Raw genomic sequence first — 26,099 nt, 5'->3', positions numbered from 1 at the left:
CTTTCGCGTCCACGCGAGCCGGCGTTGGCAAAATACTACGGCGTACTACGCGAGCTACTGGCTGGCTGTAAAGCCGGTTGCAAGCTCGCCGCCACGGCTGCAAGCGCCGCACTCACTGGCGGCGATTCATCGTGTGTTTCAACCCGTTATGATCGCGACTGCAGCCCTCGATGTTAACGACGCCGTGCGCGGCAAGCAGTCTCTGTCAGCGCCGGTTCAAGACTCGCAAAACGGAGAGAAAGCATGAAAGCCAGCACCGTTGCCGAACGGGAAGCGCGCGGCCGCGCCGCGCGCGAGCATTCGAAACGCTCGAGTCACCGGGCGGTCGGCGAGTTGTACCGCGATCCGATCGAGCTGCTGAAACAGAGCAGCGCGGAGCGCGTCGAGAGTCTGGTGCCGCTGCGCTATGGGCGCATGGCTGTCTCGCCGTTCTCGTTCTTTCGAGGCAGCGCGATTCTGCAGGCGCACGATCTGAGCAAGGTGCACGACACCGGCCTCACCATGCCGATCTGCGGCGACGGCCATCTGATGAATTTCGGCGGCTTCGCGACGCCCGAGCGGCAACTGGTCTTCGACCTGAGCGACTTCGACGAAGTCTCGATCGGCCCGTTCGAATGGGACCTGAAACGCCTGTGCGCGAGCCTCGTCGTGGCCGCGCGCCAGATGCGCCTGAGCCGCGGCACCGCCGAGAGTCTGGTGATGACGGCGGTCGGCTCGTATCGCGATCGCGTCGCGCAATACGCGCAGTTCGGCGCGCTCGACCTGTGGTACGACCGCATCACATTCGACCGCATGGCCGAGATCGCACTGACGCCCGAGCGCCGGCGCGCGGTGCGGCGCGGCATGGAGAAGGCCGCGAGCCGCACGCATGAAAGCCTGCTCGAAAAAATGGCCTCGTTCGAAGGCAATCGTTGGACCATCCACGATGCGCCGCCCGCGCTGTTTCACGTGCACGGTGCGAACACGCTGTTGACGGCCGAGCAAACCGAAACCTACCGGACCGGCAACGTCGACAAGATGGTCGAGCAGGTGTGGGACGAGTACCGCAAGACGATGTCGCACGATCGGCGCGAACTGCTGGATCACTTCACGAGGCACGACGTCGTGTTCAAGGCGGTCGGCGTCGGCAGCGTCGGCACGCGTTGTCTGGTCGTGCTGCTCGTCGATCACATGGGCAAGCCGTTGTTCCTGCAATTGAAGGAGGCGCGGCCGTCGGTCATTGCGCAGTTCTACAAGTCGCCGGCGGTCAAGCATCAGGGCGAGCGCGTCGTGCAAGGACAGCGGCTGCTGCAGGCCGCGAGCGACGTCTTCCTCGGCTGGGGGACCGGGCCGCTCGGGCGGCATTTCTATTTCCGCCAGCTGCGCGACATGAAGCTGTCCGCGAATATCGAGCTGTTCGACAGCGATCTGCTCGACGGCTATGCGCGGCTATGCGGCTGGATCATGGCGCGCGCGCATGCGAAGGCGAGCGGCCAGGCGCTCGAGATCAGCGCGTACATCGGCCGCGGCGATCAGTTCGGCGAAGCGCTGAGCGGCTACGCGAGCGCCTACGCGGATCAGGTCGAGCGCGACTACGACGTGTTCATGAAAGCGTGCCGCGACGGCAAGCTCGAAGCGCGCACCGACGAGGACATGGCGGCGGATTTCCGTGTGTAGCGCTGCGTGCGCATGGCCTCACTTCACGCGCACCGTCAAGCATCGGCGCGCGCTTCGCGCAGCGTGACGAAACGCAGATGGCGCTCGCGCGCCGCTTCGATCACGCTCGGCAGCACCGCGAGAATCAGCGGCTGGTCATCGATCGTCAGCGCGGCGTTGCCATCGTGCAGCAACAGGATGTCGCGCGCGGCGAGACCATCGAGCAGCCGCCGCGCAACCATGTGAGGGTCACGCTCGCGCGTATCGTAGCCACGCCGCGTCCAGGCCGCGAGACGTAGGTCGAGCTTGCGCAGCACCGGCTCCAGGAAGAGGTTGCGCAGGCCGGCGGGCGCGCGGAAAAACATCGGCCGCGCGCCGCTGACGGTTTCGAGCGTGCGTTGCGCGGCGGCGATCTCGCGCGTCAACGCGCGCGGAAACGCGACCGAAAACGTATGCACGTGCATCTGCGAGTGATTTTCGAGCCCATGCCCACGCGCGACGATCTCGCGCGCGAGTTGCGGATAACGCTCGACCTTCGCGCCGATGCAGAAGAACGTCGCGCGCACGTCGAACGCGTCGAGCAGATCGAGTACTTGCGGCGTGACGACAGGATCGGGACCGTCGTCGATGGTCAGCGCGATTGCGTCCGCGTTGCGCGGGTTCGCGGGCAGGCGGGTCCAGTTGGGCCCGAGCAGGGTGGTGCGCGGCAATAGTCCGGCGATCGTGAACAGCGCGTGGTTCGCGACGATCGCGGCGAGCCACCATGGCCACGCGGCCGGTGCGACAGCCACGCCGATCAGCACGATCACGTGCCAGCCGATCGTGCCGTTCAGCAGTGCGGAGTTGCGGCTACGCGGCCAGCGGCGCGGCGGGTTCGGGCATTCATTCATCGAACGTGCTTCCAGTACGCCTTCCTTCCGTCCCGGGAAGGCCGTGAATCTTGCGCGATGCGCAACCGCGAACGATACCACTGTTGCGCTCGTCGACCTGCCGTTCGGCGGCCACGTATGCGGTGAAAGCGCGCTGAAAGACGTCGCGCGGTTTGCGATCGCCGATTCGCTGTTGTATGGTGCGGGGCGAAAAGAGTCGCGCGTGTCGATGGCGATCGGACTGATCGCCGCACATAACTCGCGTCGCTACCCAACACAACAGGAGATGCGTGATGTCGGAAACAGAAAATGGAAAAGTGGCGCTGGTGACGGGCGCGGGCAGCGGCATCGGTCGCGCGTGCGCACTGACGCTCGCGCAGCACGGCTATAGCGTGGTGCTCGCCGGCCGCCGCCAGGCCGCGCTCGATGCGGTCGCGCAAGAAGCGCGGGCGCTGCGCGGCGACGCGCTCGCGGTATCGTGCGACGTGACCGACGCCGATAGCGTCGCCGCGCTTTTCGACACGATCCGCGCGCGCTTCGGCCGGCTCGACGTGCTGTTCAACAACGCGGGACGCAACGGTTCGCCCGTCGATCTCGACGAAGTGAGCATCGACGAATGGCGTTCCATCGTCGATACCAATCTGAACGGCGTGTTCCTGTGCACGCGCGCGGCGTTCGGCCTGATGAAGACGCAGAACCCGCGCGGTGGCCGCATCATCAACAACGGCTCGATCTCCGCGCATGCGCCGCGTCCGAACAGCGCCGCGTACACGGCGACCAAACACGCGATTACCGGACTCACGAAGGCGGTGTCGCTCGACGGCCGCAAGTACGACATCGTGTGCGGTCAGATCGATATCGGCAACGCAGGGACCGAGATGGCCGCGCGAATGGCGCGCGGCGTGCCGCAAGCGAACGGCGAGATCGCGGTCGAGCCGCTGATGGACGTGCAGCACGTCGCCGACGCGGTGCTGCATATGGCGAGCCTGCCGCTGTCGGCGAACGTGCAGTTCATGACGATCATGGCGAGCAAGATGCCGTTCGTCGGGCGCGGCTGAGCGGCGCGCGGCACCGGCTCACAACGCCGGGGCGGGGAGCGGGGCGCGCGCGTTCAACTTATACTGGGCGCTCCGCCGTCTTTCCACGCAAAGCAAGCCGCCGTGCCCCGTGCCACATCCAGCGACGACCCGCCGCCGCAGCCGCCCGTGCGGCCCGATCTCGACGACTGCTGTCATAGCGGCTGCACGCAGTGTGTGTTCGATCTCTACGACGAAGCGCTAGAGCGCTACGAGCTCGCGCTGGCTGCGTGGCACAAGCGGCAGGCGCAGAAAGCGCGGCCAGCAGCGCGGCGATCGGACACGCAGGGCGCGAAGCCGAAACCGCAAGCCGACGCGCGTCGCTCGACACCCACGCGCGGCAAACCGAGCCCTCGCCGCTGATTCGCGCACGATCGTCCACCGTCCCCGTTATGACCGACCTTCAGCTCACGCCGACCGAATCTCTCACCGATCCGCACACGCTCGACGATCTGCATCGTTTCGTGCAGCGTCATCCGCGCCTGTTCGTGCTGACCGGCGCGGGCATCAGCACTGACTCCGGCATCCCCGGCTACCGGGACGACAACGGCGCATGGAAGCGCTCGCCGCCGATCACGCTGCAGGAGTTCCTTGGCACGCTGGCGATGCGCCAGCGCTACTGGGCGCGCAGCATGGTCGGCTGGCCGCTCGTCGCGCGCGCGCAGCCAAATGCCGCGCATGTCGCGCTCGCGCGGCTCGAAGCGGCCGGTCACGTGCCGACGCTGGTCACGCAGAACGTCGACGGCTTGCATCAGCGCGCGGGCAGCCGCGACGTGATCGAACTGCATGGCGGCATCGACGGCGTCAGTTGTCTCGACTGCGGCATGCAGCACTCGCGCGCGGCGATCCAGCAGACGCTCGAAGCCGACAACCCCGCTCTGCTCGACGTCACGGCCGAAGCCGCCGCCGATGGCGACGCGCATCTCGAGTGGCACGATCTCGGCGGTTTTCGCGTGCCGGCATGCGCGAACTGCGGCGGGTTGCTGAAGCCGTCGGTGGTGTTCTTCGGCGAGAACGTACCGAAGGCGCGCGTCGAAGCGGCGTCGCATGCGCTCGATGCGGCCGACGCGGTGCTCGTGGCCGGCTCGTCGCTGATGGTGTATTCGGGCTACCGCTTCTGCGTGTGGGCGCAGCGCCAGGGCAAGCCGATCGCGGCGATCAACCTCGGCCGCACGCGCGCCGATCCGCTGCTGTCGCTGAAGGTGGCCGCGCCGTGCGGCGATACCTTGAGCGCGCTCGCCGGTCTGCTGGCTGGCGATTGAGAATGAGTAGACTCCACGGATCACTGTCAAAACCTCAGGAACACCCAGAGCCGATCATGACCGACTCCCGGCAACATTCGCCATCCGCCGAACGCAATCGCGAACCGATCCTCGCCGTGCTGCGCGAGGCGCTGCCGGCGAGCGGCCGCGTGCTCGAAATCGCGAGCGGCACCGGTGAGCACGCGATCTGCTTCGCCGGCGCGCTGCCCGGTCTCGACTGGCAGCCGAGCGATGCCGACGAAGAAGCACGCGAGTCGATTGCCGCGTGGACCGCGCACGCGGGGCTCGCGAACGTGCGCGCGCCGCTCGCGCTCGACGTGCATCAGCCGGACTGGGGCGTCGATGCGCTCGACGCCGTCGTCTGCATCAACATGATCCACATTTCGCCGTGGAGCGCGGCGCAGGCACTTTTCGACGGCGCGGGGCGGCGCCTCGTCGACGGCGGCGTGCTGTATCTATACGGTCCTTACCGGCGCGGCGGAGCGCACACGGCACCGAGCAACGAAGCGTTCGATCAATGGTTGAAGAGCCGCGATCCCGAATGGGGCGTGCGCGATATGGAAGCGGTCGTCGCACTCGGCGACACGGCGGGGCTCACCTGCGAGCGGGTGGTCGCGATGCCCGCGAACAACTTCAGCCTGGTGTTCACGAAGCGGGCAGGGTAGCGGGTGCACCGACAGGCCGCGCATTCGTCCACGCCTTCCGCCTAACCTCAGTCCGAACCCAAACCGAACCCGCCGCGCAAACGCCGACGCGCGCACAATACCTGTCGTCACGCGCAATCAGGGGCACGGCAGGAGCACGGGCAACTGGCGTGCTTGCCCCCTCCCAAGCGGCAAGCGCGCATTTCTTTTATCCTTTCACCCTCGACGCCGCGCCGCCGTTTTCATGGCGCGGCGCCACGACATTTTTTGGACTCTGGAGAATTCAAATGGGCAAACAGGCAATCGGCGTGGTGGGGCTGGCGGTCATGGGCCGCAATCTGGCGCTCAACATCGAGAGCCGCGGCCACGCGGTGTCGGTCTACAACCGTAGCCGCGCGAAAACCGACGAACTCATCGCCGAATTTCCGGACCGCAAACTGGTGCCGGCTTTCACGCTGGAAGAGTTCGTCGACTCGCTCGAAAAGCCGCGCCGCATTCTGATGATGGTCAAGGCCGGCGAGCCGACCGACGCAACCATTGCCTCGCTCAAGCCGCTGCTCGAAAAAGGCGACATCCTGATCGACGGCGGCAACACGCCTTTCACCGACACGATCCGCCGCAATCAGGAACTCGCCAAGGCCGGTCTGCATTTCATCGGCACCGGCGTCTCGGGCGGCGAGGAAGGCGCGCTGAAAGGCCCGTCGATCATGCCGGGCGGCCCGCGCGACGCGTACGACCTCGTCGCGCCAATCCTCACCGAGATCGCCGCGAAGGCGCCGGACGGCGAGCCCTGCGTCGCGTACATGGGACCGGACGGCGCGGGCCACTTCGTGAAGATGGTGCACAACGGTATCGAGTACGGCGACATGCAGCTGATCGCCGAAAGCTACGCGGTGCTCAAGCAGGTAGTCGGTTTGTCGAACGAGGAACTCGGCAAGGTCTACACCGAGTGGAACCAGGGTGAGCTCGACAGCTATCTGATCGAAATCACGTCGAAGATCTTCGGCAAGAAGGACGACGAAACCGGCAAGGACCTCGTCGACGTGATTCTCGACCGTGCCGCGCAGAAGGGCACCGGCAAGTGGACCAGCCAGAACGCGCTCGACCTCGGCGCGCCGCTGCCGCTGATCACCGAGGCGGTGTTCGCGCGTGTGCTGTCGTCGCTGAAGACGCAGCGCGTGGCCGCGAGCAAGGTGCTGGAAGGTCCGCAGGCCAGGCCGCCCGAAGGCGCGAAGGACGCGTTCATCGAATCGGTGCGCCGCGCGTTGTACTTCAGCAAGGTGATCTCGTACGCGCAAGGCTTCGCGCAGTTGCGCGCCGCGTCGGAAGAGTACAAGTGGGATCTCGACTACGGAACGATCGCGAAGATTTTCCGCGCGGGCTGCATCATCCGCGCACGCTTCCTGCAGAAGATCACCGACGCCTATTCGAAGGACAAGGCGCTCGCGAACCTGCTGCTCGACCCGTACTTCCGCGACATCGCGAAGAACTACCAGGCGGCGCTGCGCGAAGTCGTGGTGGCCGCGGTCAAGGCGGGTGTGCCGGTGCCGGCATTCGCGTCGGCGATCGCGTATTTCGACGCCTACCGTTCGGAGCGTCTGCCCGCGAACCTCGTGCAAGCGCAGCGCGACTTCTTCGGCGCGCATACGTTCGAACGCATCGACAAGCCGGGCAGCTTCCACGCGCAGTGGAGCTGAGCGGTTGAAAAACGGCCCGGCGCGCAATGGTGATAGGGCGCGCCGGCCGTTGCTGCGTTTGGATCAGCAAGGAAACGCCGCATTATTACCAGATATCTCGCGGGCTAAACGCTGACTCAAATGATTATTGCGGTGGCAGCAATATAGTTTCACTGGTTTAAGGGTTTACCCTAGATCGAGACACCTCTAAACTTGTTTTCAATCGCTGAGGGATAAGCAGAAACCCCGAAGCGCACCACAACAAGTCCTTTGGAGGTTAATCTTGAAGACCCTGATTTCCGCAGTTGCTATCGCCGCCGCCCTCTTTGTTCCCGTCGCGTCGTTCGCTCAAGCGAATCAGCCGGTGACCCGTGCTCAGGTTCGCGCTGAACTGATTCAACTCGAAAAGGCCGGCTACAACCCGAGCGCCAACGACGTGAACTACCCGTCCGACATCCAGGCAGCGCAAGCACGCGTCGATGCGCAACGCGGCACGGCCATCGCGGCCAACCCCGCAGACACCAGCGGCTACGGCGCTCCGGCTGCCGGCACGTCGCAAGCTGGCCACGCTGTCCTCCCGGCGAAAGCCAACCGTGACTCGGTGTACTTCGGCAACTGATCGCAGTAGAAGTCCGCAGGTGTAGTGGGTAGTTGTAGTGCGCTGTAGACGCCGCTTCGTGGAATAGCGCGAACGCGGCGGGCAAGAAAAAACGCCATCCAGTTCGATCGGATGGCGTTTTGTCGTTTACGGCGCCGTGCTGCGACGGTTCCCGTCAATGCAGCGTTCGCTGTCGCCGGCCGATGTCATCGAACAGCGCGCGGCTCGGCTCCAGCGCCAGGAGCCACGATTCGTCGTAGTCGCTCAGGTTGTCGAGCGCCTCGCGCAGCCGTTCGAGCGCCACCGCCGGCAGCTCGACGCTCGCCTCGACCCCGCTCGATAGCCTCGCGATGCTCGCCAGTTGCACGAGCGCATCGGCGGCCTCGGCGACGTCGGCGGCGAAGATCAGATGCGTGTTCAGCAGTTCGACGAGGCCGGCAGACGCCGCCACATCGTCGACGTTGAGTTGCACGGCCAGAAAGGTGGCTTTGTTCATCCTCGATTCCTCCCAGAATCCCAACGTTGTCGTGAGCTGCTCCGCGCGGCTTGACTGAGTATAGGCGATGGTCGATCGCCTGCAATTATCGGACGGAACGGCCGTGGCGGCTTGCTCGTCCAGACGCGCGGGCCACGCGACCTATAATAGGGCCAGCCGCGCGAGCGTCGTCGCCGTGGGCGGACGGCGCCGCCCGCCGGGCTTGCGCGCTTGCCAATTGCTCATCGACCATGAAGATCATCCGCAGCAGAAGCTTCACCGCGTCGCGTGCCTGGGGCGCGCTCGACATCGCGAACATGAACGGCATCACCACGCGTCTGCATTGGACCGACCAGCCGTACAAGTGGCACGTGAACGACGGCGAGGAGGTATTCGCCGTGCTCGACGGCCGCGTCGAAATGCGCTATCGCGAAGACGGCGTCGAACGCACGACGGTTCTCGAAACCGGCGACGTGTTCCATGCGTCGGTCGGCACCGAGCACGTCGCGCATCCGCTCGGCGCGGTACGCGTGCTCGTCGTCGAAGCGCAGGGCAGCGTCTGAAGAACACGGCAGTTGGACGGCGCACGCTAGCGCGGCGCGCGTGTGGCAGTCGCGCATAATATCCAGGCGGCTGCGGACAGCCGCGACCTTCTGCAAGCGTGACGGCACGGCAATTGCTACGGCGTCGATTGAACCGGATTGAGACACACGTCGAGGAAAATCAGATGACACAAGAATGGCAACCGACGGCGATCCGCCTGCTGACGGCGGCAGCGTTCGGCGTGGCGATCGCCGGCTGCACGACGATGCCGTGGGAAAGCACGCCGTTCTACAGCAACGCGCCGTCGAGCACGACCAGCCTCGCGACCGTCCAGGTGCCCGCCGGCTACTATCGCGTCAATCCGGGCGATACGCTGTCCGGCATCGCTTCGGCCTATGGACGAAGGCCGCAGGAAATCGCGGCCTGGAACGGCTTGCCGGTCAACGCGGCGGTCGCGCCCGGCCAGGTGCTGCGCGTTTCGCCGCCGCTGGCCTCGGGCAGCGTGGTCACGCCGCCGGTCGCGGTGGCGCCGGGTGCGCCGGGCGCGACGGCGAACCTGCCGCCGGGCGCCGTACCCGGTGCGCCGGCGCTTGCCGCCGTGCCGCAGCAGGGCGTGCTGCAATGGCCGTTGCGCGGACCGATCCTGCGCGCGTTCGCGCCGGGCAAATCCAACGGCATCGTGATCGGCGGCCAAGCCGGTGATCCAGTCAAGGCCGCGGCGACCGGCCGCGTGGTGTACGCGGGCAGCGGCATCGAAGCCTACGGCCCACTCATCATCATCAAGCACAACGATTCGCTGATCACCGCGTACGGCCAGAACAGCCAGCTACTCGTCAAGGAAGGCGACGCGGTGGCGCAAGGGCAGACGATCGGCGAGGTCGGTGTCGATAGCCGCGGCGTCGCGTCGATCCAGTTCGAAGTGCGCGAGAACGGCCAGCCGGTCGATCCGCTCCAGTGGTTGCCGAAGCCTGGCGGCTGAGCGTCCCCGTCGCGTCTGTTGGATCATCGCAGCCGGATCGGCGCGCTTCTCCGGGATGCGCCGATTTTCAGCGTCGTCTGAATTGAATACACTGTATGGCTCGTTTGCCGGCGCGCGCGTTCCTCCCGGAATGCACGGGCGGCCGGTTGCCGTAGGCTGTCATTCATGGACACACAGGAACACACAATGATCGATTTGCGCAGCGATACCGTTACCCGTCCGACTCCGCCGATGCTCGCGGCGATGTCGACGGCCGAAGTCGGCGACGACGTCTGGGGCGACGACCCCACCGTGCTGCGGCTGCAGGCCACGCTGGCCGAACGCACCGGCAAGGAAGCGGGGCTGTTCTTCCCGAGCGGCACGCAAAGCAACCTCGCCGCGTTGATGGCGCACTGCGCGCGCGGCGACGAGTACATCGTCGGCCAGCTCGCGCACACCTACAAATACGAGGGCGGCGGCGCGGCCGTGCTCGGCAGCATCCAGCCCCAACCGCTCGAAAACGCCGCCGACGGTTCGATCCCGCTCGACAAGATCGCCGCCGCGATCAAGCCGATCGACGATCACTTCGCACGCACACGGTTGCTCGCGTTGGAAAACACGATCGGCGGCAAGGTGCTGCCGGCGCAGTACGTCGCCGACGCGACGCGGCTCGCGCGCGAGCGCGGCCTCGCCACTCACCTCGACGGCGCGCGCGTGTTCAACGCGGCGGTCGCGTCGGGCAAGCCGGTCGCGACGCTGGCCGAGCCGTTCGATTCGGTGTCGATCTGCTTTTCGAAGGGGCTGGGCGCGCCGGTCGGCTCGGTGCTGGTCGGCAGCCGCGCGCTGATCGACGTCGCGCATCGCTGGCGCAAGGTGCTCGGCGGCGGCATGCGCCAGGTTGGCGTGCTCGCGGCGGCGTGCCTGTACGCGCTCGATCACAACGTCGAGCGGCTCGCCGACGACCACGCGAACGCCGCGCATCTGGCGGCGGGACTGGAGACGATCGAGCAGGTGAAGGTGCAGTCGGTCGCGACGAACATGGTGTTCGCGCAGTTTCCGCAGCAGCATTGCGCGCCGCTCGAGGCGTGGCTCAAGGAGCGCGGCATCCTCACGCAGATGCTGTATGCGTCGCGCTTCGTCACGCACATGGATGTGTCGCGCGACGATATCGACACGTTCATTGCCGCGGTGAAGGGGTATTTCGCGGCGCGTTGATCGCGCCGCATGGGTCGTAAGCGAGACGGCTCCCGTGGTTGCTGCCTCGTCTTCCCGCACAGGCTTCAACTCGTGCGCGCTCGTTCGAGGCGCGCTTCATTCAGGCTTCATCCCTGCCTCACGCGCCGTCCGGCGCATATCTCACTTGACCGCTGCCTTCGCCTGCACGCCCGCGCGATGCGACGGCGCGAGCAGCCGCAAGCCGCTCGCCAGGCTCGCCGCGCCGGCGAAGAACGCGCCGAGGCCGAGCGCGAGCGTCGGCCCATGCTGGCGGCCGGCAATGCCGAAGCACAGCGCGACCAGCGCCGCGCCGGTCGCCTGTCCGAGCAGCCGTGCGGTCGCCACGATGCCGCTCGCGCCGCCGCTGCGCTCCGGCGGCGCGCTCGCCATCAGCGCCTTCAGGTTCGGCGACTGGAAAAAGCCGAAACCCGCGCCGCAGATCGCCATACGGATGCCGATGTCGAGCACGTGCGGATGGGCGGGCAGCATCGCCAGCGAGGCCATCCCCGCCGACAGCACCGCGAGCCCGATCGCGCCGAGCAGCCCCGGCGGGTAGCGGTCCGACAGGCCGCCCGCGAGCGGCGCGGCGAGCGCGACCACGACGGGCCACGGCGTCATCAGGAAGCCGGTTTCGACCTGGCTGCGCAGCAGCACGTCCTCGAAATAGAACGGCAGCGACACGAACGCGAGGCCCTGCGCGGCGAACGAGCACACGGCCGTCACCGCCGACAGCGCGAACACCGGCCGCTTGAACAGATCGACAGGCAGCATCGGCGCGGGGTGGCCCGCCTCGCGGCGGATCAGCAGCAGCCCGAACACGCCGGCGATCGCCGCGGCGCTGAGCACGATCTGCAGCGACGCGCGTTGCGCCGCCTCGCCGAGCGCGAAGATCAGCGCGGCGAACGTGACCACGTTGAGCAGCGCCGCCACCGGATCGAGCGGGTGCCGGCTCTGCGCGGTATGCGGCAGCGCCGGCATCGCGAAGCTCAGCGCGAGTACACCGAGCGGCACGTTGACCGCGAACAGCCAAGGCCACGTCGCGACCGACAGAATCAGCGACGCCACCGTCGGCCCGACCGCGAACGACACGCCGACGATCAGCGCATTGGTGCCAAGCCCGCGACCGAGCCGATGCGACGGGTACAGATAGCGGATCAGCGCGGTGTTGACGCTCATGATCGCGCTGGCGCCCAAGCCCTGCACGATGCGCGCGGCGGCGAGCAGCGGCAGCGTCGGCGCCATCGCGCAGCCGAGCGAGCTCAGCGTGAACAGCGCGATGCCGCCGATATAGATGCGCCGATGTCCGACGATATCGCCGAGCGCGGCGAGCGGCAGCAGCGTCGCGACCATCGCGAGCTGATATGCGTTGATGATCCAGACCGAGGCGGCCGGCGCCGCGTGCAGGTCGCCGGCGATCGCGGGCAGCGCGGTGTTGGCGATCGCGGTATCCAGCGTGGCGAGCGCGACGGCGAGCATGATCGCGGCCATCGCGCGGCGGTTGGCGGCCGACATCGGGCCGTCGGCGGGGAGAGTCGGCGTGGGGACGCCGACGGCGGGGCTGAGCTTATCGGACAAGGCGTGGCTCGTGGGGTTGGGCATGCCGGTGTCGGTCGCTTCCGGGGAGGCGACGCGCTCGGGCGGCGGTTTCGTCGTGGGTGAGGCGCGCGCGGTCGGTCCACGGCGGATCAGCGTGGCGGCTTGTGCGGCGCAACGTCGCGATTGTTGCAGAGACGGCACGATCGTGCAGGGAGGCGGGCAGGGACCGGGAGGCGGCTTGAAGATGAGGCGCTTTGATCTCAATGAAACGCAACTAACCGCCAGTCCCGCCCGCCATCTCCAAATCGGCGCGCGCGCTTTTCGCGTCAAAATCCAACACGCATACGACAGAATCGCCCGGCAGAACGGGCCGCCCGATTCGATCACAAGATCAGGCTATTCGGAGCTTCATCCGCCCGTCACGCATCGGAAAAATAATCGATGTGCGGCTCGCAGATGCTTCGGGCGTATGCCTAACCTGCTTTCGTCACCCGACTCACGCGCGCCGATGCCCACCCACAGTGCCGCTGCCACGCAGCTTTGCACCGTGTCCGGGCACCCGCCGCGGCCCGGTCGCGCGGCAGCGGGCGAGCTCGCCGGGCACGCCGTATGCGTCATCGTCCTCTCGCGCGCCAGTGTGCGCGATCCCCAAAATGTCCTACTCTGTTTTTTTAAACCGCTCCGACAGGCACGCACCTCCCGTCCGTCTCCCGTGCGGTTCGCGTTTGCCATGTCGACCTTCCCGGAGGCTTCGATGACAGCCGTCGATCTGGAATTCGACCAGCTCAACAGTACCGTCGACGCGCTACGGCGCTCAATTTCGAATCGCATGATGTACGGCGTCGGCAAGGACGCCGTCACCGCTCATCCGCACGACTGGCTGCACGCGGCCGCGCTGGCCGTGCGCGACCGGCTCGTCGCACGCTGGATGAAGACCACGCGCCTGCAATACGAGCAGGACGTGAAGCGGGTCTACTACCTGTCGATGGAGTTTCTGATCGGCAGGACCTTTACCAACGCGCTACTCGCGCTCGGCATTCACGATCAGATGAAGGAGGCGCTCGCGAGCCTCGGCGTCGACATGGACGCACTGATCGATCTCGAACCCGACGCAGCGCTCGGCAACGGCGGCCTCGGCCGGCTCGCGGCGTGCTTTCTCGACTCGATGGCGACGCTCGGCATTCCGGGCTTCGGCTACGGCATCCGTTACCAGTACGGCATGTTCCGTCAGGAAATCGTCAACGGCGAGCAGGTCGAGGCGCCCGACTATTGGCTGCGTGCCGGCAATCCATGGGAATTTCCGCGACCCGAAATCAAGTACATGGTGCACTTCGGCGGCCGCACCGTGCAGCGCGGCGACAAGACCGAATGGATCGACACCGAGCATGTGAACGCGACCGCGTACGACACCGTGATCCCCGGCTACGCGACCGACGCGACCAACACGCTGCGCCTGTGGTCCGCGCGCGCGACCGAGGAACTCGACCTCGGCGCTTTCAACCGCGGCGACTACCGCAACGCGGTCGACACCAAGAACATGTCGGAGAACGTGTCGCGGCTGCTCTATCCGGACGACTCGACGCCGGCTGGCCGCGAGTTGCGGTTGCGCCAGGAGTACTTCTTCGTGTCGGCGACGATGCAGGATCTGATCCGCCGTTATCAGCGCACGCACAGCACGTTCGGGCGCTTCTCGGAGAAGGTCGCGGTGCATCTGAACGACACGCACCCGGTGCTCGCGATTCCAGAGCTGATGCGCCTGCTCGTCGACGAGCATCATGTGCCGTGGGACAAGGCGTGGAAACACGTGACGCAGATCTTCTCGTACACGAATCACACGCTGATGCCCGAGGCGCTCGAAACCTGGGATGTCGAAATGTTGTCACGCCTGCTGCCGCGGCATCTCGAGATCATCTTCGAAATCAACGCGCAGTTTCTGAAACACGTCAGCGAGCACTCGGGCCACGACGCCGAGATGATCCGCCGCATTTCGCTCGTCGATGAATATGGGCAGCGGCGCGTGCGCATGGCGTATCTGGCGATCGTCGCGAGTCACAAGGTGAACGGCGTGTCGAAGCTGCATTCGCAGCTGATGACGCGCGACATCTTCGCCGACTTCGCGCGCATCTATCCGGATCGCTTCACCAACGTGACCAACGGCATCACGCCGCGCCGCTGGCTCGCGCAGGCGAGTCCGCCGCTGTCGTCGCTGATCGACGCGCGCATCGGCACACACTGGCGCAGCAATCTGTTCGAGCTCGAGCAGCTGCGTAATCTGCGCAAGGACGACGAGTTCGTCGAAGCGTTCCGCGAGGCCAAACGACAGAGCAAGCTGCGGCTCGTGCACCGGCTCGCACATCACACGAAGCAGCACTTCGATCCGGACGCGCTGTTCGATCTGCAGGTCAAGCGCATTCACGAATACAAGCGCCAGTTGCTGAACTTGCTGCACGTGATCGTACGCTACAACGAGATTCGCGCGAATCCGGAGCGCGACTGGGTGCCGCGCGTCGTGCTGTTCGCGGGCAAAGCCGCGTCCGCGTACCGGATGGCCAAGACGATCATCAAGCTGATCGGCGACGTCAGCGAGAAGGTCAATCATGATCCGCTGATCGGCGACAGGCTGAAGGTCGTGTTCGTGCCGAACTACGGCGTCAGCGTGGCCGAGCTGATCATTCCGGCGGCCGATCTGTCGGAGCAGATCTCGATGGCCGGCACCGAGGCGTCGGGCACCGGCAACATGAAGCTCGCGCTCAATGGCGCATTGACGATCGGCACGATGGACGGCGCGAACATCGAGATCTGCGACGCGGTGGGGCGCGAGAACATCTTCATCTTCGGTCACTCCGCCGACGAGGTGGACGACTTGCGCGCAAGCGGCTATCGGCCGCGGCGGATTTACGAGGAAAACGAAACACTGCGCACCGCGCTCGATCAGATTCGCACGGGCTTCTTTTCGCCGGACGATCCGCTGCGCTTCTCGGATATCTTTCACACGCTGGTCGACTGGGGCGATCACTATATGGTGCTCGCCGATTTCGACGCGTTCGCGAAGGCGCAGAACGAAGTGGATGCGCGTTTCGTCGACAAGCACGCGTGGGCCGAAAGCGCGATCGAGAACGTCGCGGGGATGGGGCAGTTCTCGTCGGATCGAACGATCGGCGAGTATGCGCGCAATATCTGGCGCGTGAGTCCGCTCAGTCTCGGCTGAGCGCGAGATGACGGCAACGTAGTCGTTGCTTGCGGGAAAGCAGATCGAAAGCCGTGCGAGGCTGGTGCTGATCAGTCGCGCACGGCTTCGTCATGTTCGATCGTCGCTCCGCGTCAAGCCTTCGGCGCGGCAGCCGCGGCCTTCGCCCGATGCACTGCCTCGCCGACGCGTTCGACGAACTCGCGATCCGTACTCATCAGCGCTTCGCGCTCGCCGTCGGCCGTCTTGACCATCAGCCGATGCGTGATGTCCTGGGTCACCCAGGTAAGCCAACCGACCACGATCAGCATCGCCCCGCATACGAGTCCCGACGCCGAGTGCAGCACGCCCCCGACGATTGCGCCGATCAGCCCGGCCACCGAGATCACGAGCGGCACGAACTTGTTCTTCTGCACGGTCACGACCCGCACGTCGACGATATCGCGCAGCGGGAAGACCTGACCTGCGGATGAGAGGGCGTTGCGCGTGACCGACACGCCGCGATCGTTGAAAGGCGTTTCCATCGTTTCAATGCGAGGGTGGTGAAGCGCGCAGCGTAGCAGACTTCCTTCAAATTCCTAAAGTTGCGGACTTTTCTATCCCCTCTCAGGCCCGTGTTGTGTGAAAAAAGCGCCCTCAAAAGATCTCCGGCCTCCTGCCCCGCGGGCGCCAAGGGCTTTTATGCGGGGCTGACAGGCAAGGGGCCCAGATCGCTCGATGCGTCATCATCGCTGTGGCGCAGCATGATTCAATTGACCGTCGCCAACGAAGCGGCATATCTTGAGCATTGCCGACGCTACGCTCTCGACCACTTGGGCCAACAGGTCAGATAGCGAGGTATCGGTTGCATGTCCGCGGCAGGTTCGATCTCATCGCTGCACGCGCGATAACCCGCGAGAAGTCAGGCGCCTGCATCGAACAACAGGACAGACCAGGCCCATCTTTTGCGGTCTGCGCGCGCACGTCGTTCTTGATTAGGGTGGAAGATCATCATGTCGAGACAGCCCGGTTGGTCAGTCGTCATCGGTGCAATCACACTTGTGTTTCTCGCGCTCACTTCGCTTTACCTCGTGATCGGCGGAGCATGGCTGATCGCCGTAGGCGGGTCGTGGTACTACCTGATCACGGGCCTGCTGCTCGCAGTAGTGACGTGGTTGCTTTACCGGCGCAAGCCCGCTGCGCTCGTTCTCTATGCGCTCGTGATGATTGCGACGGCGGTCTGGGCACTGTGGGAGTCCGGCACGGACTTCTGGGCATTGGCTCCGCGCTCCGGGGTGCTGGTCATTTTCGGCGTGTGGCTACTGCTGCTCGTGAGCTGGCGGATGGAGGGCGCACGCGGGCTCGGCATTGGTTCGCTCGTCGTTGCATTGGCTGTCTGGGCGGGCGTGCTCATCTACGCGAACTTCAACGACCCGCAAACGGTCAACGGGAGCTTCAGTGCGGCATCGGCGGCCCCCGCAGAGACCGGTGATAGCGCCGCCGACTGGCCGGCCTACGCGCGCACCCAGGCCGGTACCCGCTATTCCCCGCTGACTCAAATCACGCCTGCAAACGTCAAGGACTTACAGGTCGCGTGGACCTTCCGGACCGGGGATAGCAAAGGCCCCAACGACCCCGTCGAGATTACGGACGAAGTCACGCCGATCAAGATCGGCGAGACCTTGTTTCTATGCTCGCCGCATCAGATCCTATGGGCGTTGGATGCGCGGACCGGCAAGTTGAAATGGAAATTCGATCCGCAACTGAAGGCCGATCCGTCGTTCCAGCACGTGACCTGCCGTGGTGTGGCTTACGTCGATCTTTCCGCGGCCGGTCCCGCGCCGACGGCTGATCAGCCCTCGGGCGCATCGGCCGCGGCCTGCACGCGCCGCATCTATCTGCCCGTCAACGATGGCCACCTGTATGCGCTCGACGCGGAGACAGGGGCGCTGTGCAAAACCTTTGCCAACGGCGGCGATCTCGATCTCCAGCACAACCAGCCGGTGACGACCCCCGGCATGTATGAGCCGACCTCGCCGCCGGTCATCACGAACGACGTGATCGTCGTCGCGGGCGCGGTCGAGGACAACTATTCGACGCGCGAGCCGTCGGGCGTGATCCGCGGCTTTGATGTGCGTTCCGGCGAACTGCTGTGGGTGTTCGACCCGGGCGCGAAGGACCCGAATCAGAATCCTCCCGCCGGCGGTCACTACACGCTCACGTCCCCGAACTCGTGGGCGCCCGCTGCATACGATCCCAAGCTGGACATCGTCTATTTGCCGATGGGCGTGACCACGCCGGACATCTGGGGCGGCAACCGGACGGCGGAGCAGGAGCGTTTCGCGAGCGGCCTGCTCGCGCTGCACGCGTCGACGGGCAAGCTCGCGTGGTTCTATCAGACGGTCCACCACGACCTGTGGGACATGGACCTGCCATCGCAGCCCACGCTCGCGGACATTACCGACGTCAAGGGCAATACCGTGCCTGTCGTGTATGCGCCGGCCAAAACCGGCAACCTGTTCGTGCTCGACCGGCGCACGGGCGTGCTGGTGGTGCCGGCGCCGGAGCGTCCGGTGCCGCAGGGTGCGGCGCCCGGCGACCATGTTTCGCCTACCCAGCCGTTCTCCGGACTGACCTTCCGGCCATCGAAGGATCTCACCGATGCCGACATGTGGGGCGCCACGATGTACGACCAGCTGGTATGCCGGATCATGTTCCACAAGCTGCGCTATGAAGGCACCTTCACACCTCCATCAGAGCAAGGAACGCTGGTCTTTCCGGGCAATCTCGGCATGTTCGAGTGGGGCGGCATGGCGGTCGACACAGATCGCCAGATTGCGCTCGCCAATCCGATTGCGCTGCCGTTCGTTTCGCGGCTGATTCCGCGTGGCCCGGGCAATCCGATTCAGCCGGTACCGGGCGCGAAAGGTTCGGGGACGGAGACCGGAATTCAGCCGCAATACGGCGTTCCGTTCGGCGTGACACTGAATGCGTTCATGTCGCCGGTCGGTCTTCCTTGCAAGCAACCTGCCTGGGGCTTCATTTCGGCGATCGATCTGAAGACCAACCAGATCGTATGGAAGAAGCGGATCGGAACGGTGCGGGACAGCTCGCCGCTTCCGTTGCCGTTCAAGATGGGGATGCCGATGCTCGGCGGCCCGATCATCACGGCGGGCGGCGTGGCGTTCATCGGCGCGACGGCCGACAACTACATTCGCGGCTTCGACGTGAACAACGGCAGGCAGCTCTGGCAGGCGCGTCTGCCCGCCGGCGGGCAGGCAACGCCGATGAGCTATTCGGTCAACGGACGTCAGTTCGTGGTGATTGCGGCGGGCGGTCACGGCTCATTCGGTACGAAGCTCGGCGACTACGTGATTGCCTATGCGTTGCCGCAATAGCAAAGCGGTGAAGCAGGGTGGACGTGCGTGGACTGGACCGCCACGTCCACGCACGGCAATGCGGTCATCTGTTTGTCACTGACTTGCGGCGGACGGCGAACTGCTCGCCGCCGAATCCGCGTTGGCTGTTCCACCCGCCTTATCGGCGGGCTTGCAGCCCGCGCACATCGCGGCGATAGCGATCGTGATCGCGCTCGCGAGAAGCCGGCGGTAGAGGATTGGTTTCATGACATCTCCTGGTTGAGTGGCATCCGATCAATACTTGCGACGCAATCAGACAGCGCCCGTCGGGCTATCCTGCAGAGCTACGCATCTCCTATTCCCGCTACTTTGAATTCACGTCAGTGCGAGAATCTGTCGGTCACTCCGTGTACTGAGAAACCCAATCTGGGCTCCGACCTTGCCAGATAAAACCCAAGGAAAATCATACTTTGCCTGGACGGATTGGCTAAGATGTCGCAAGGTCGCGCGCGCTCCGGATGATTACAAAGCCTTGCCGCATCCCGATGCGCCGCGGCGTCGCGCCGGGAAAACAGAAAACGTTATCACGCTCCCGCTCGGAGGCCATTCATGACTATTGGCGTATATGCCACGCTGGTCGCGACGTCGCTCGTGCTGCTGCTCGGCGAAAAGCTCGTGCAGTGGATCGGCGTGCTAAGGGCCTATTCGATTCCGGCGCCGGTGGCAGGCGGGCTCATCGTCGCGATCTGCGTGCTGATCACGCGCCTCACCACCCACGTGCAGGTCAGGTTCGATTCGACGATGCAGGCGCCGCTGATGCTCGCGTTCTTCTCGACGATCGGTCTGAATGCGCATCTATCAAGTTTGAAGGCGGGCGGTCCGGTGTTGATCCGCTTTCTGGCGCTGGTCAGCGGGCTGCTGATCCTGCAGAACACGGTCGGCTTGCTGCTCGCCTTCGCCCTCGGCGTCGATCCGCTGCTTGGGATTCTCGGCGGCTCGGTCACGTTGTCGGGCGGCCACGGTACTGGCGCCGCGTGGAGCCAGGTCTTTACCGAGCGTCACGGACTGGAGTCGGCGACCGAGATCGCGATCGGCTGCGCGACGTTTGGACTCGTGATGGGCGGCGTGCTCGGCGGTCCGATCGCACGGCTGCTGATGCGGCGGATCAGCGCCGACGAGTTGCTGCGCGTCAAACAGCTAAAGGACGAAACGCTGGTCTTCGAAGAACCGAAGGCGCAGCAGGCCACCACGCCCGCCGCGATCATCACGACGCTCGCGCTGATCTCGATCTGCCTCGCGGGCGGCGAAATGTTTGCCGACTGGATCGCGGACACCGCGTTCGAATTGCCGACGTTCGTCTGCACGCTGTTCATCGGCGTGATCCTGAACAACGTGCTCCCGCTCGTGCGTGTGCGGATCGACCAGCACGCGGTCGCGCTTGTCGGCAACGTCGCGCTCGCGCTCTTTCTCGCGATGGCGCTGATGCGGCTCGACCTATGGGGGCTTGCCGCGCTCGCGGTGCCGATCATCTCGATCCTCGCGGCACAGACGCTGCTGATGGCGCTCTACGCGGTATTCGTCACGTTCCCCGCGATGGGCCGTAACTACGACGCGGTCGTGTTGTGCGCGGCGCAATGCGGGCTCGGACTTGGCGCCACGCCGACCGCGATCGCGAACATGCAGGCGATCACGAACCGCTTCGGCCATTCCCATCTCGCGTTCCTGATCGTGCCCATGACGGGCGCGTTTTTCATGGACATCGTCAACGCGATCGTCATCAAACTGTTTCTCGCGCTGCCGTTTCTCCATTGAGCCGCGGTGGCATTGGCACATCAACCCAAGCGGGCAAATACCATGAGCGATCAACGACACATCGCACCCGACAGTACCGCCGCGCGCGTCGCGTTATGGCGTGCGCTGCACGTGCAGGCCGACGCGCCGCCGCACGTGCTCGAAGACGAAGTCGGCTTGCAGTTGCTGGCACCCGCCGAAGACTGGCGCAGCCGTGGCGACATGGACCCGCGGTTCACGCGGCCGTTTCGCGCGTCGATCGTCGCGCGCGCACGCTTTATCGAGGATCTGGTCGTCGAGCAGACCGGGTGCGGTGTGGATCAATACGTGATTCTGGGCGCCGGTCTCGACAGCTTCGCGCAACGCCGGCCCGACATTGCGTCGCGGCTCACCGTGTTCGAGGTCGACCCGCCGGGTCCGCAAACGTGGAAGCGTCAGCGGCTCGGCGAGCTTGGTTTCGGCCTGCCGGACTGGCTGCGTTTCGTGCCGGTCGACTTCGAAGCGGGCGATAGCTGGCGGCAGCGTCTCGTCGCCGAAGGCTTCGACGAAAGCAGGCCGGCCGTCGTCGTGTCGACCGGCGTCAGCATGTATCTGACGAAAGAGGCGAATGCGGCGACGCTGCGCGAAGTGGCCGGGCTGGCGCGCGGCTCGACGTTCGCGATGACGTTCCTGTTGCCACTGGAGATGGCGGACCCGGACGTGCGCCCCGGACTCGAAATGGCAGAGAAGGGCGCGCGTGCGAGCGGTACACCGTTCATCAGCTTCTTCATGCCGCAGCAGATGATCGCCATGGCGCGCGAAGCCGGATTTGACGAGGCGCGGCACGTGTCCGCGGCCGATCTGACGCAGCGCTATTTCGCGGACCGGACGGATGGGCTGCGGCCGCCGGGCAATGCGGAGGAATTGCTGGTGGCGAATACCTAGGGGTCTCTGAACTGTGTTTTGCGGCGACGACGCCAATTGAAGTTACCAACCCAGCATGTGAGTGGTGAATACGCAATCTCTTTCCCCGCACCGCTATAATCGCGCTCGAACATGGCCTCCGAAGTCTTCTCATGAAAAAGATCGCTGCCCTCGCACTCGTCGCATGTGCGCTCGCCGCCTGCTCGTCCCCGGAAAAGCAGACGCAACGCGCCCAGCAGGAGATCCTTCATAGCGAGCCGAACCTCCGCGCCGCGCAACGCGACGCGGTGATCGACTGCACACCGGCGAATTGCGATGCCGCGTGGGCGGCGACGAAACGCTATATCGAGCAGCATTCCGACACGCACGTGATCCGCGCGGACGCGGTCGCGATCGATACCGACGTGCCCGACGATTCGGGCAAAGCCGCTTTCTCAGCGACCCGCGCGAACAAGAGCACGGGCGGCGCGACGCTGTCGCTGTTCGCGCAGTGCCGCGGCATGTATGGGCCCGACAGCGCGAAGGGCGACGACTATGACGCCTGCGCCGAGAAGATCCTGAAGATTCAGAACGGCTACGTGCCATATCTGCGCTCGCACGCATCGGCGCAATAGGCGGCAAGCTACCGGAACCACGGGGCCCCGAACGCGGCACTCGCGTAGCGATTCGCTGAACCCCCGCCACGATGCGGCTGGAGGCGCTATGCTGATGCGTCTTCGCCTCGCGGAACCTTCTCATGCAAGCTCCTGGCGCAACCGTACCGATCTCGCTCGTCAACGGGTTCCTCGGCAGCGTCGGGACGCGGCCGGATATCGTCGACCGGCATCTGTCGGGCGCGAACATTCCGCGCGCGCTTCTGGACCAGCCTGGAGCGCGCGTCACCGAGGAACAGTTCTCCACGCTCTACCGCTCGCTCGCGATCGAACTCGACGATGAGATGCCCGGCGTTTTCTCGCGCCCGCTGCGCAGCGGCGCGCTCAAGTTTCTCTGCCTGAGCCTGCTGGATGCGCCGAATCTCGAAACCGCGATGCGCCGGTTCGGCCAGTTCTTCCATCTCGTGCTGGACGACTTCCGCTTCGAGTCGCGCCGCGGCGACCTCGTCGCGAGCCTGGCGCTGCGTCCGGGAAGCACGGGAGCGCCACCCGGCATGCTGGGCCAGGAGCTGGTGCTGAAGCTCGCGCATGGGATCGCGTCCTGGCTGATCGGTCAGCGGATTGCGTTGTTGCAGGTGCAGTTTGCCTTTCCCCGTCCCGCTCACGCGCTCGAGTATCTTTATCTGTTTCCCGGACCGGCGAAGTTCGACTGCGCTCAGACCTCGATGCAGTTCAGCAGCAGCTATTTCGACCTGCCCGTGCGTCAGCGCAAGGCGAACCTGCGCAGGTTTCTCGCTCGCGCGCCGGAAGACTGGATCTTCGTTTCGTTCAACGAGCAGCTGTTCAGTCATCGCGTGCGGGAACATCTTGCGTCCCGGCTGCCCGACGTCCCGTCCATCGAAGAGGCGGCGGAAGGCCTGCACTGCTCGGTCAGAACGCTGTGCCGTCATCTCGCCGCCGAGGGCACGGCGTTCCAGGTGCTCAAGGACGAATTGCGTCGCGACATCGCGATCCAGCGCCTGACGGGCACGCGCGAGCCCATCGCCATCATCGCGGGCGACGTCGGCTTCGGCGACCCCACCGCATTCCACAGAGCGTTCCGTCACTGGACCGGCAGCACCCCGGCGGCCTATCGCCGGGGTGGCTGATCGCGTCATATCGATGCGTCGGCAACACCCGCCGACGCAGTTCCCACGGGGCGCTTACTCCCTCCGACGTGGCCAGAGATGTCAATAGATCGTCCGGTTTGGACAACCGGGCAGGGCCTGTCCGACGCTACGATTCAGCCATACGTTACCCCGGCCGCATCGGTGCCAGACGGGTGACTTTCCCTACGGACTATCTGATCGGAAGAATGGTAATGAGCTACGTCGCGCCTCTCAAAGAAATGTTGTTTGCACTCACGGAACTGGCTGGAATCGACCAACTGGCGGGCTTGCCCGGCTGCGAGGACGCAACCGCCGACACCGCTCGCGCGGTGCTCGAAGAGGCCGCGCGGCTGCACGAAGGCGTGCTCGCGCCGCTGAACGTCGACGGCGACCGCAGCCCGAGCACCTGGAAGGACGGCGTGGTGACCGCCACGGCCGGTTTCAAGGACGCGTTTCGCCAGTTCAGCGAAGGCGGCTGGCAGGGTTTGCAACATCCGTCTGAATACGGCGGTCAGGATCTGCCCAAGCTGCTGTCGACGCCCTGCATCGAAATGCTCAACGCCGCCAACCTGTCGCTGGGGCTGTGCCCGCTCCTGACCGACGGCGCGATCGAAGCGCTGCTGACGGCGGGTAGCGAGGAGCTGAAGCAGCGCTACGTGCCGAAGATGATATCCGGTGAATGGACCGGCACGATGAATCTGACCGAGCCGCAAGCCGGCTCCGACCTCTCGCTCGTGCGCACCCGCGCCGAGCCGCAGGGCGACGGCTCGTACCGGATCTTCGGCACGAAGATTTTCATCACCTGGGGCGAGCACGACATGACGGAAAACATCGTGCATCTGGTGCTCGCACGCACGCCGGGCGCTCCTGAAGGCGTGAAAGGCATTTCGCTGTTCGTCGTGCCGAAGTTCCTCGTCAACGAAGACGGTTCGCTCGGCGAGCGCAACGACGCGCACTGCGTATCGATCGAACACAAGCTCGGCATCAAGGCGAGCCCGACCGCCGTGCTGCAGTTCGGCGATCACGGCGGCGCGATCGGGCAGCTCGTCGGCGAGGAGAACCGCGGTCTGGAGTACATGTTCATCATGATGAACGCCGCGCGCTTTGCCGTGGGGGTACAGGGCGTGGCGATCTCGGATCGCGCGTACCAGCACGCCGTCGCGTATGCGAAGGAGCGCGTGCAGAGCCGTCCCGTGGATGGTTCCGCGAAGCAGTCGGTCGCGATCATCCAGCATCCCGACGTGCGGCGCATGCTCTCGACGATGCGCGCACTGACCGAAGGCGCACGCGCTCTGGCCTATGTGTCGGCGTCGCACTGCGATCTCGCGCATCGTCATCCGGACGGCGCGACGCGTGCGAATCATCAGGCGATCTACGAATACCTGGTGCCGATCGTGAAGGGCTGGAGCACGGAGATGTCGCTGGAGGTGACGAGTCTCGGCGTGCAGGTGCACGGCGGCATGGGCTTCATCGAGGAAACCGGCGCCGCGCAGTACTACCGCGATGCGCGCATTCTGCCGATCTACGAAGGCACGACGGCGATCCAGGCCAACGACCTCGTCGGCCGCAAGACCATGCGCGACAACGGCGAGGTGACCGGGATACTGCTCGCGCAGATCGACGCGACCCTGGCCGCGGTGCAAGCGCACCCCTCGTATGGTTCGAGCGCGGCTTTTCAGGCGATGCATCGTCATCTGTCCGCCGGCCGCGAGGCGTTGTACAGCGCGGTGCGCTACGTGGTCGAGAACGTCAAAAGCGATCCGAATGCGGTGTTCGCCGGCAGTGTGTCCTATCTGATGCTCGCGGGTATCGTGCTCGCGGGTTGGCAAGTCGCACGGTCGCTCGTGCTGGCGGCCGACAAGCGCGACGAAGATCCGTCCTTCCATGACGCGAAGATCGCGACCGCGCATAGCTACGCGACGCAGGTGCTGCCTCGTGCAATCGCGCTCGAAGCGGCGGTTCGCGGTGCTCGCGATGGCGAAGGCGCGCTGGCGCTGCGCGAAGACCAGTTCTGATCGATCAACGGACGTAATGTGTCATTCAAAGCGGTAGGGCTCGGCCCTATCGGTGTGGGAAGGAGAGTGTCGTGAGAGTTCTTGTAGCAGTCAAGCGAGTGGTCGACTACAACGTGAAGGTCCGCGTGAAATCGGACGGTACGGGCGTCGATATCGCGAACGTGAAAATGTCGATGAACCCGTTCGACGAAATCGCGGTTGAAGAAGCCGTGCGTCTGAAGGAAGCGGGCGTCGCGACCGAAGTGATCGCCGTGTCGGCCGGTGTTGCGCAGGCGCAGGAAACGCTGCGCACGGCGCTCGCCATCGGCGCGGATCGCGCGATCCTGATCGAATCGAACGAAGACCTGCAGCCGCTCGCCGTCGCGAAGCTGCTCAAGGCGCTCGTCGACAGGGAGCAGCCGCAACTGGTGATCCTCGGCAAGCAGGCGATCGACGACGACTCCAATCAGACCGGCCAGATGCTCGCCGCGCTCGCGAATCTGCCGCAGGCGACATTCGCGTCGAAGCTTGTCGTGGCGGACGGCAAGGCGACGGTGTCGCGTGAAGTGGACGGCGGCGCGGAAACGCTGTCGCTGACGTTGCCGGCCGTGGTCACGACCGATCTGCGCCTGAACGAGCCGCGCTACGTAACGCTGCC

Annotated in this window: 23 protein-coding genes; 18 read left to right on the top strand and 5 right to left on the bottom strand. The window is 65.3% G+C overall.

Annotation, left to right across the window (positions count from 1 at the left end; genetic code table 11):
* The first annotated feature begins 243 nt into the window (after positions 1 to 243).
* Positions 244 to 1,656 (top strand): DUF2252 domain-containing protein, encoded by a 1,413-nt coding sequence (locus tag HDG39_RS27975; protein ID WP_184010557.1) that lies wholly within the window; start codon positions 244 to 246, stop codon positions 1,654 to 1,656.
* A gap of 35 nt (positions 1,657 to 1,691) precedes the next feature.
* Here HDG39_RS27975 and HDG39_RS27970 read toward each other — a convergent pair whose 3' ends face one another.
* Complete coding sequence (locus tag HDG39_RS27970; protein ID WP_184010555.1) at positions 1,692 to 2,525, bottom strand: polysaccharide deacetylase family protein; 834 nt, start codon at positions 2,523 to 2,525, stop codon at positions 1,692 to 1,694.
* A 272-nt stretch (positions 2,526 to 2,797) separates the two neighbouring features.
* Between HDG39_RS27970 and HDG39_RS27965 the strand changes: the two genes are divergently transcribed.
* From HDG39_RS27965 to HDG39_RS27940, 6 genes are all read left to right on the top strand, one after another.
* Entirely contained in the window at positions 2,798 to 3,562 is a 765-nt protein-coding gene (locus tag HDG39_RS27965) for an SDR family oxidoreductase (protein WP_184010553.1), read from the top strand.
* Between the two features lie 102 nt (positions 3,563 to 3,664).
* Positions 3,665 to 3,943, top strand: a complete 279-nt coding sequence (locus HDG39_RS27960) for an oxidoreductase-like domain-containing protein (protein WP_184010551.1) — start codon at positions 3,665 to 3,667, stop codon at positions 3,941 to 3,943.
* 29 nt (positions 3,944 to 3,972) lie between these two features.
* On the top strand, positions 3,973 to 4,842 hold the full coding sequence (locus tag HDG39_RS27955; RefSeq protein WP_184010549.1) for an NAD-dependent protein deacetylase: 870 nt from the start codon (positions 3,973 to 3,975) through the stop codon (positions 4,840 to 4,842).
* Between the two features lie 56 nt (positions 4,843 to 4,898).
* The gene (locus HDG39_RS27950) at positions 4,899 to 5,507 is read left to right on the top strand and encodes a DUF938 domain-containing protein (protein WP_184010547.1); all 609 of its coding nucleotides are present in this window, start codon (positions 4,899 to 4,901) and stop codon (positions 5,505 to 5,507) included.
* Positions 5,508 to 5,773: 266 nt separating this feature from the next.
* On the top strand, positions 5,774 to 7,183 hold the full coding sequence (gnd, locus tag HDG39_RS27945) for an NADP-dependent phosphogluconate dehydrogenase (protein WP_184010545.1): 1,410 nt from the start codon (positions 5,774 to 5,776) through the stop codon (positions 7,181 to 7,183).
* A 262-nt stretch (positions 7,184 to 7,445) separates the two neighbouring features.
* Positions 7,446 to 7,781: a DUF4148 domain-containing protein gene (locus tag HDG39_RS27940; RefSeq protein ID WP_184010543.1), complete on the top strand. Its 336-nt coding sequence runs from the start codon at positions 7,446 to 7,448 to the stop codon at positions 7,779 to 7,781.
* A 154-nt stretch (positions 7,782 to 7,935) separates the two neighbouring features.
* Here HDG39_RS27940 and HDG39_RS27935 read toward each other — a convergent pair whose 3' ends face one another.
* Positions 7,936 to 8,256 carry a hypothetical protein gene (locus HDG39_RS27935; protein WP_184010541.1) on the bottom strand — a complete coding sequence of 107 codons (321 nt, stop codon included), beginning with the start codon at positions 8,254 to 8,256 and terminating at the stop codon, positions 7,936 to 7,938.
* Positions 8,257 to 8,486: 230 nt separating this feature from the next.
* Between HDG39_RS27935 and HDG39_RS27930 the strand changes: the two genes are divergently transcribed.
* The 3 genes from HDG39_RS27930 (at position 8,487) to ltaE (ending at position 10,951) form a co-directional block, all read left to right on the top strand.
* Positions 8,487 to 8,798: a cupin domain-containing protein gene (locus tag HDG39_RS27930; protein WP_184010540.1), complete on the top strand. Its 312-nt coding sequence runs from the start codon at positions 8,487 to 8,489 to the stop codon at positions 8,796 to 8,798.
* A 164-nt stretch (positions 8,799 to 8,962) separates the two neighbouring features.
* Positions 8,963 to 9,757, top strand: a complete 795-nt coding sequence (locus HDG39_RS27925) for a peptidoglycan DD-metalloendopeptidase family protein (RefSeq protein WP_184010538.1) — start codon at positions 8,963 to 8,965, stop codon at positions 9,755 to 9,757.
* Between the two features lie 186 nt (positions 9,758 to 9,943).
* Complete coding sequence (gene ltaE, locus HDG39_RS27920) at positions 9,944 to 10,951, top strand: low-specificity L-threonine aldolase (protein WP_184010536.1); 1,008 nt, start codon at positions 9,944 to 9,946, stop codon at positions 10,949 to 10,951.
* Between the two features lie 141 nt (positions 10,952 to 11,092).
* On the opposite strand, the gene HDG39_RS27915 is transcribed toward ltaE, so the two are convergent.
* Positions 11,093 to 12,463: an MFS transporter gene (locus HDG39_RS27915; RefSeq protein ID WP_184010664.1), complete on the bottom strand. Its 1,371-nt coding sequence runs from the start codon at positions 12,461 to 12,463 to the stop codon at positions 11,093 to 11,095.
* Between the two features lie 778 nt (positions 12,464 to 13,241).
* Between HDG39_RS27915 and HDG39_RS27910 the strand changes: the two genes are divergently transcribed.
* Complete coding sequence (locus HDG39_RS27910; protein WP_184010534.1) at positions 13,242 to 15,695, top strand: glycogen/starch/alpha-glucan phosphorylase; 2,454 nt, start codon at positions 13,242 to 13,244, stop codon at positions 15,693 to 15,695.
* 113 nt (positions 15,696 to 15,808) lie between these two features.
* On the opposite strand, the gene HDG39_RS27905 is transcribed toward HDG39_RS27910, so the two are convergent.
* On the bottom strand, positions 15,809 to 16,198 hold the full coding sequence (locus HDG39_RS27905; RefSeq protein ID WP_184010532.1) for a DUF6232 family protein: 390 nt from the start codon (positions 16,196 to 16,198) through the stop codon (positions 15,809 to 15,811).
* Between the two features lie 468 nt (positions 16,199 to 16,666).
* Between HDG39_RS27905 and HDG39_RS27900 the strand changes: the two genes are divergently transcribed.
* A complete protein-coding gene (locus HDG39_RS27900; RefSeq protein ID WP_184010530.1) occupies positions 16,667 to 19,051 on the top strand; it encodes a glucose/quinate/shikimate family membrane-bound PQQ-dependent dehydrogenase in 2,385 nt (794 codons plus the stop codon).
* A 75-nt stretch (positions 19,052 to 19,126) separates the two neighbouring features.
* Here HDG39_RS27900 and HDG39_RS27895 read toward each other — a convergent pair whose 3' ends face one another.
* Positions 19,127 to 19,279, bottom strand: coding sequence for a hypothetical protein (locus HDG39_RS27895; RefSeq protein ID WP_184010528.1), 153 nt, complete (start codon positions 19,277 to 19,279; stop codon positions 19,127 to 19,129).
* Between the two features lie 342 nt (positions 19,280 to 19,621).
* Between HDG39_RS27895 and gltS the strand changes: the two genes are divergently transcribed.
* From gltS to HDG39_RS27865, 6 genes are all read left to right on the top strand, one after another.
* The gene (gltS, locus tag HDG39_RS27890) at positions 19,622 to 20,824 is read left to right on the top strand and encodes a sodium/glutamate symporter (protein ID WP_184010526.1); all 1,203 of its coding nucleotides are present in this window, start codon (positions 19,622 to 19,624) and stop codon (positions 20,822 to 20,824) included.
* A gap of 42 nt (positions 20,825 to 20,866) precedes the next feature.
* Entirely contained in the window at positions 20,867 to 21,727 is an 861-nt protein-coding gene (locus HDG39_RS27885; RefSeq protein WP_184010524.1) for a class I SAM-dependent methyltransferase, read from the top strand.
* A 131-nt stretch (positions 21,728 to 21,858) separates the two neighbouring features.
* On the top strand, positions 21,859 to 22,320 hold the full coding sequence (locus tag HDG39_RS27880; protein ID WP_018424770.1) for a hypothetical protein: 462 nt from the start codon (positions 21,859 to 21,861) through the stop codon (positions 22,318 to 22,320).
* A 122-nt stretch (positions 22,321 to 22,442) separates the two neighbouring features.
* Complete coding sequence (locus HDG39_RS27875) at positions 22,443 to 23,447, top strand: AraC family transcriptional regulator (RefSeq protein WP_184010522.1); 1,005 nt, start codon at positions 22,443 to 22,445, stop codon at positions 23,445 to 23,447.
* Positions 23,448 to 23,659: 212 nt separating this feature from the next.
* Positions 23,660 to 25,462 (top strand): acyl-CoA dehydrogenase, encoded by a 1,803-nt coding sequence (locus HDG39_RS27870; protein WP_184010520.1) that lies wholly within the window; start codon positions 23,660 to 23,662, stop codon positions 25,460 to 25,462.
* A 71-nt stretch (positions 25,463 to 25,533) separates the two neighbouring features.
* A partial coding sequence (locus tag HDG39_RS27865; RefSeq protein ID WP_184010518.1) for an electron transfer flavoprotein subunit beta/FixA family protein occupies positions 25,534 to 26,099 on the top strand: 566 nt, incomplete at its 3' end.

It is taken from the genome of Paraburkholderia lebeckiae, assembly GCF_014201005.1.
Classification (GTDB): Bacteria; Pseudomonadota; Gammaproteobacteria; order Burkholderiales; family Burkholderiaceae; genus Paraburkholderia; species Paraburkholderia tuberum.
The sequence above is the reverse complement of the archived record's forward strand: the minus strand, read 5'-3'. Positions and strand labels throughout refer to the sequence as shown.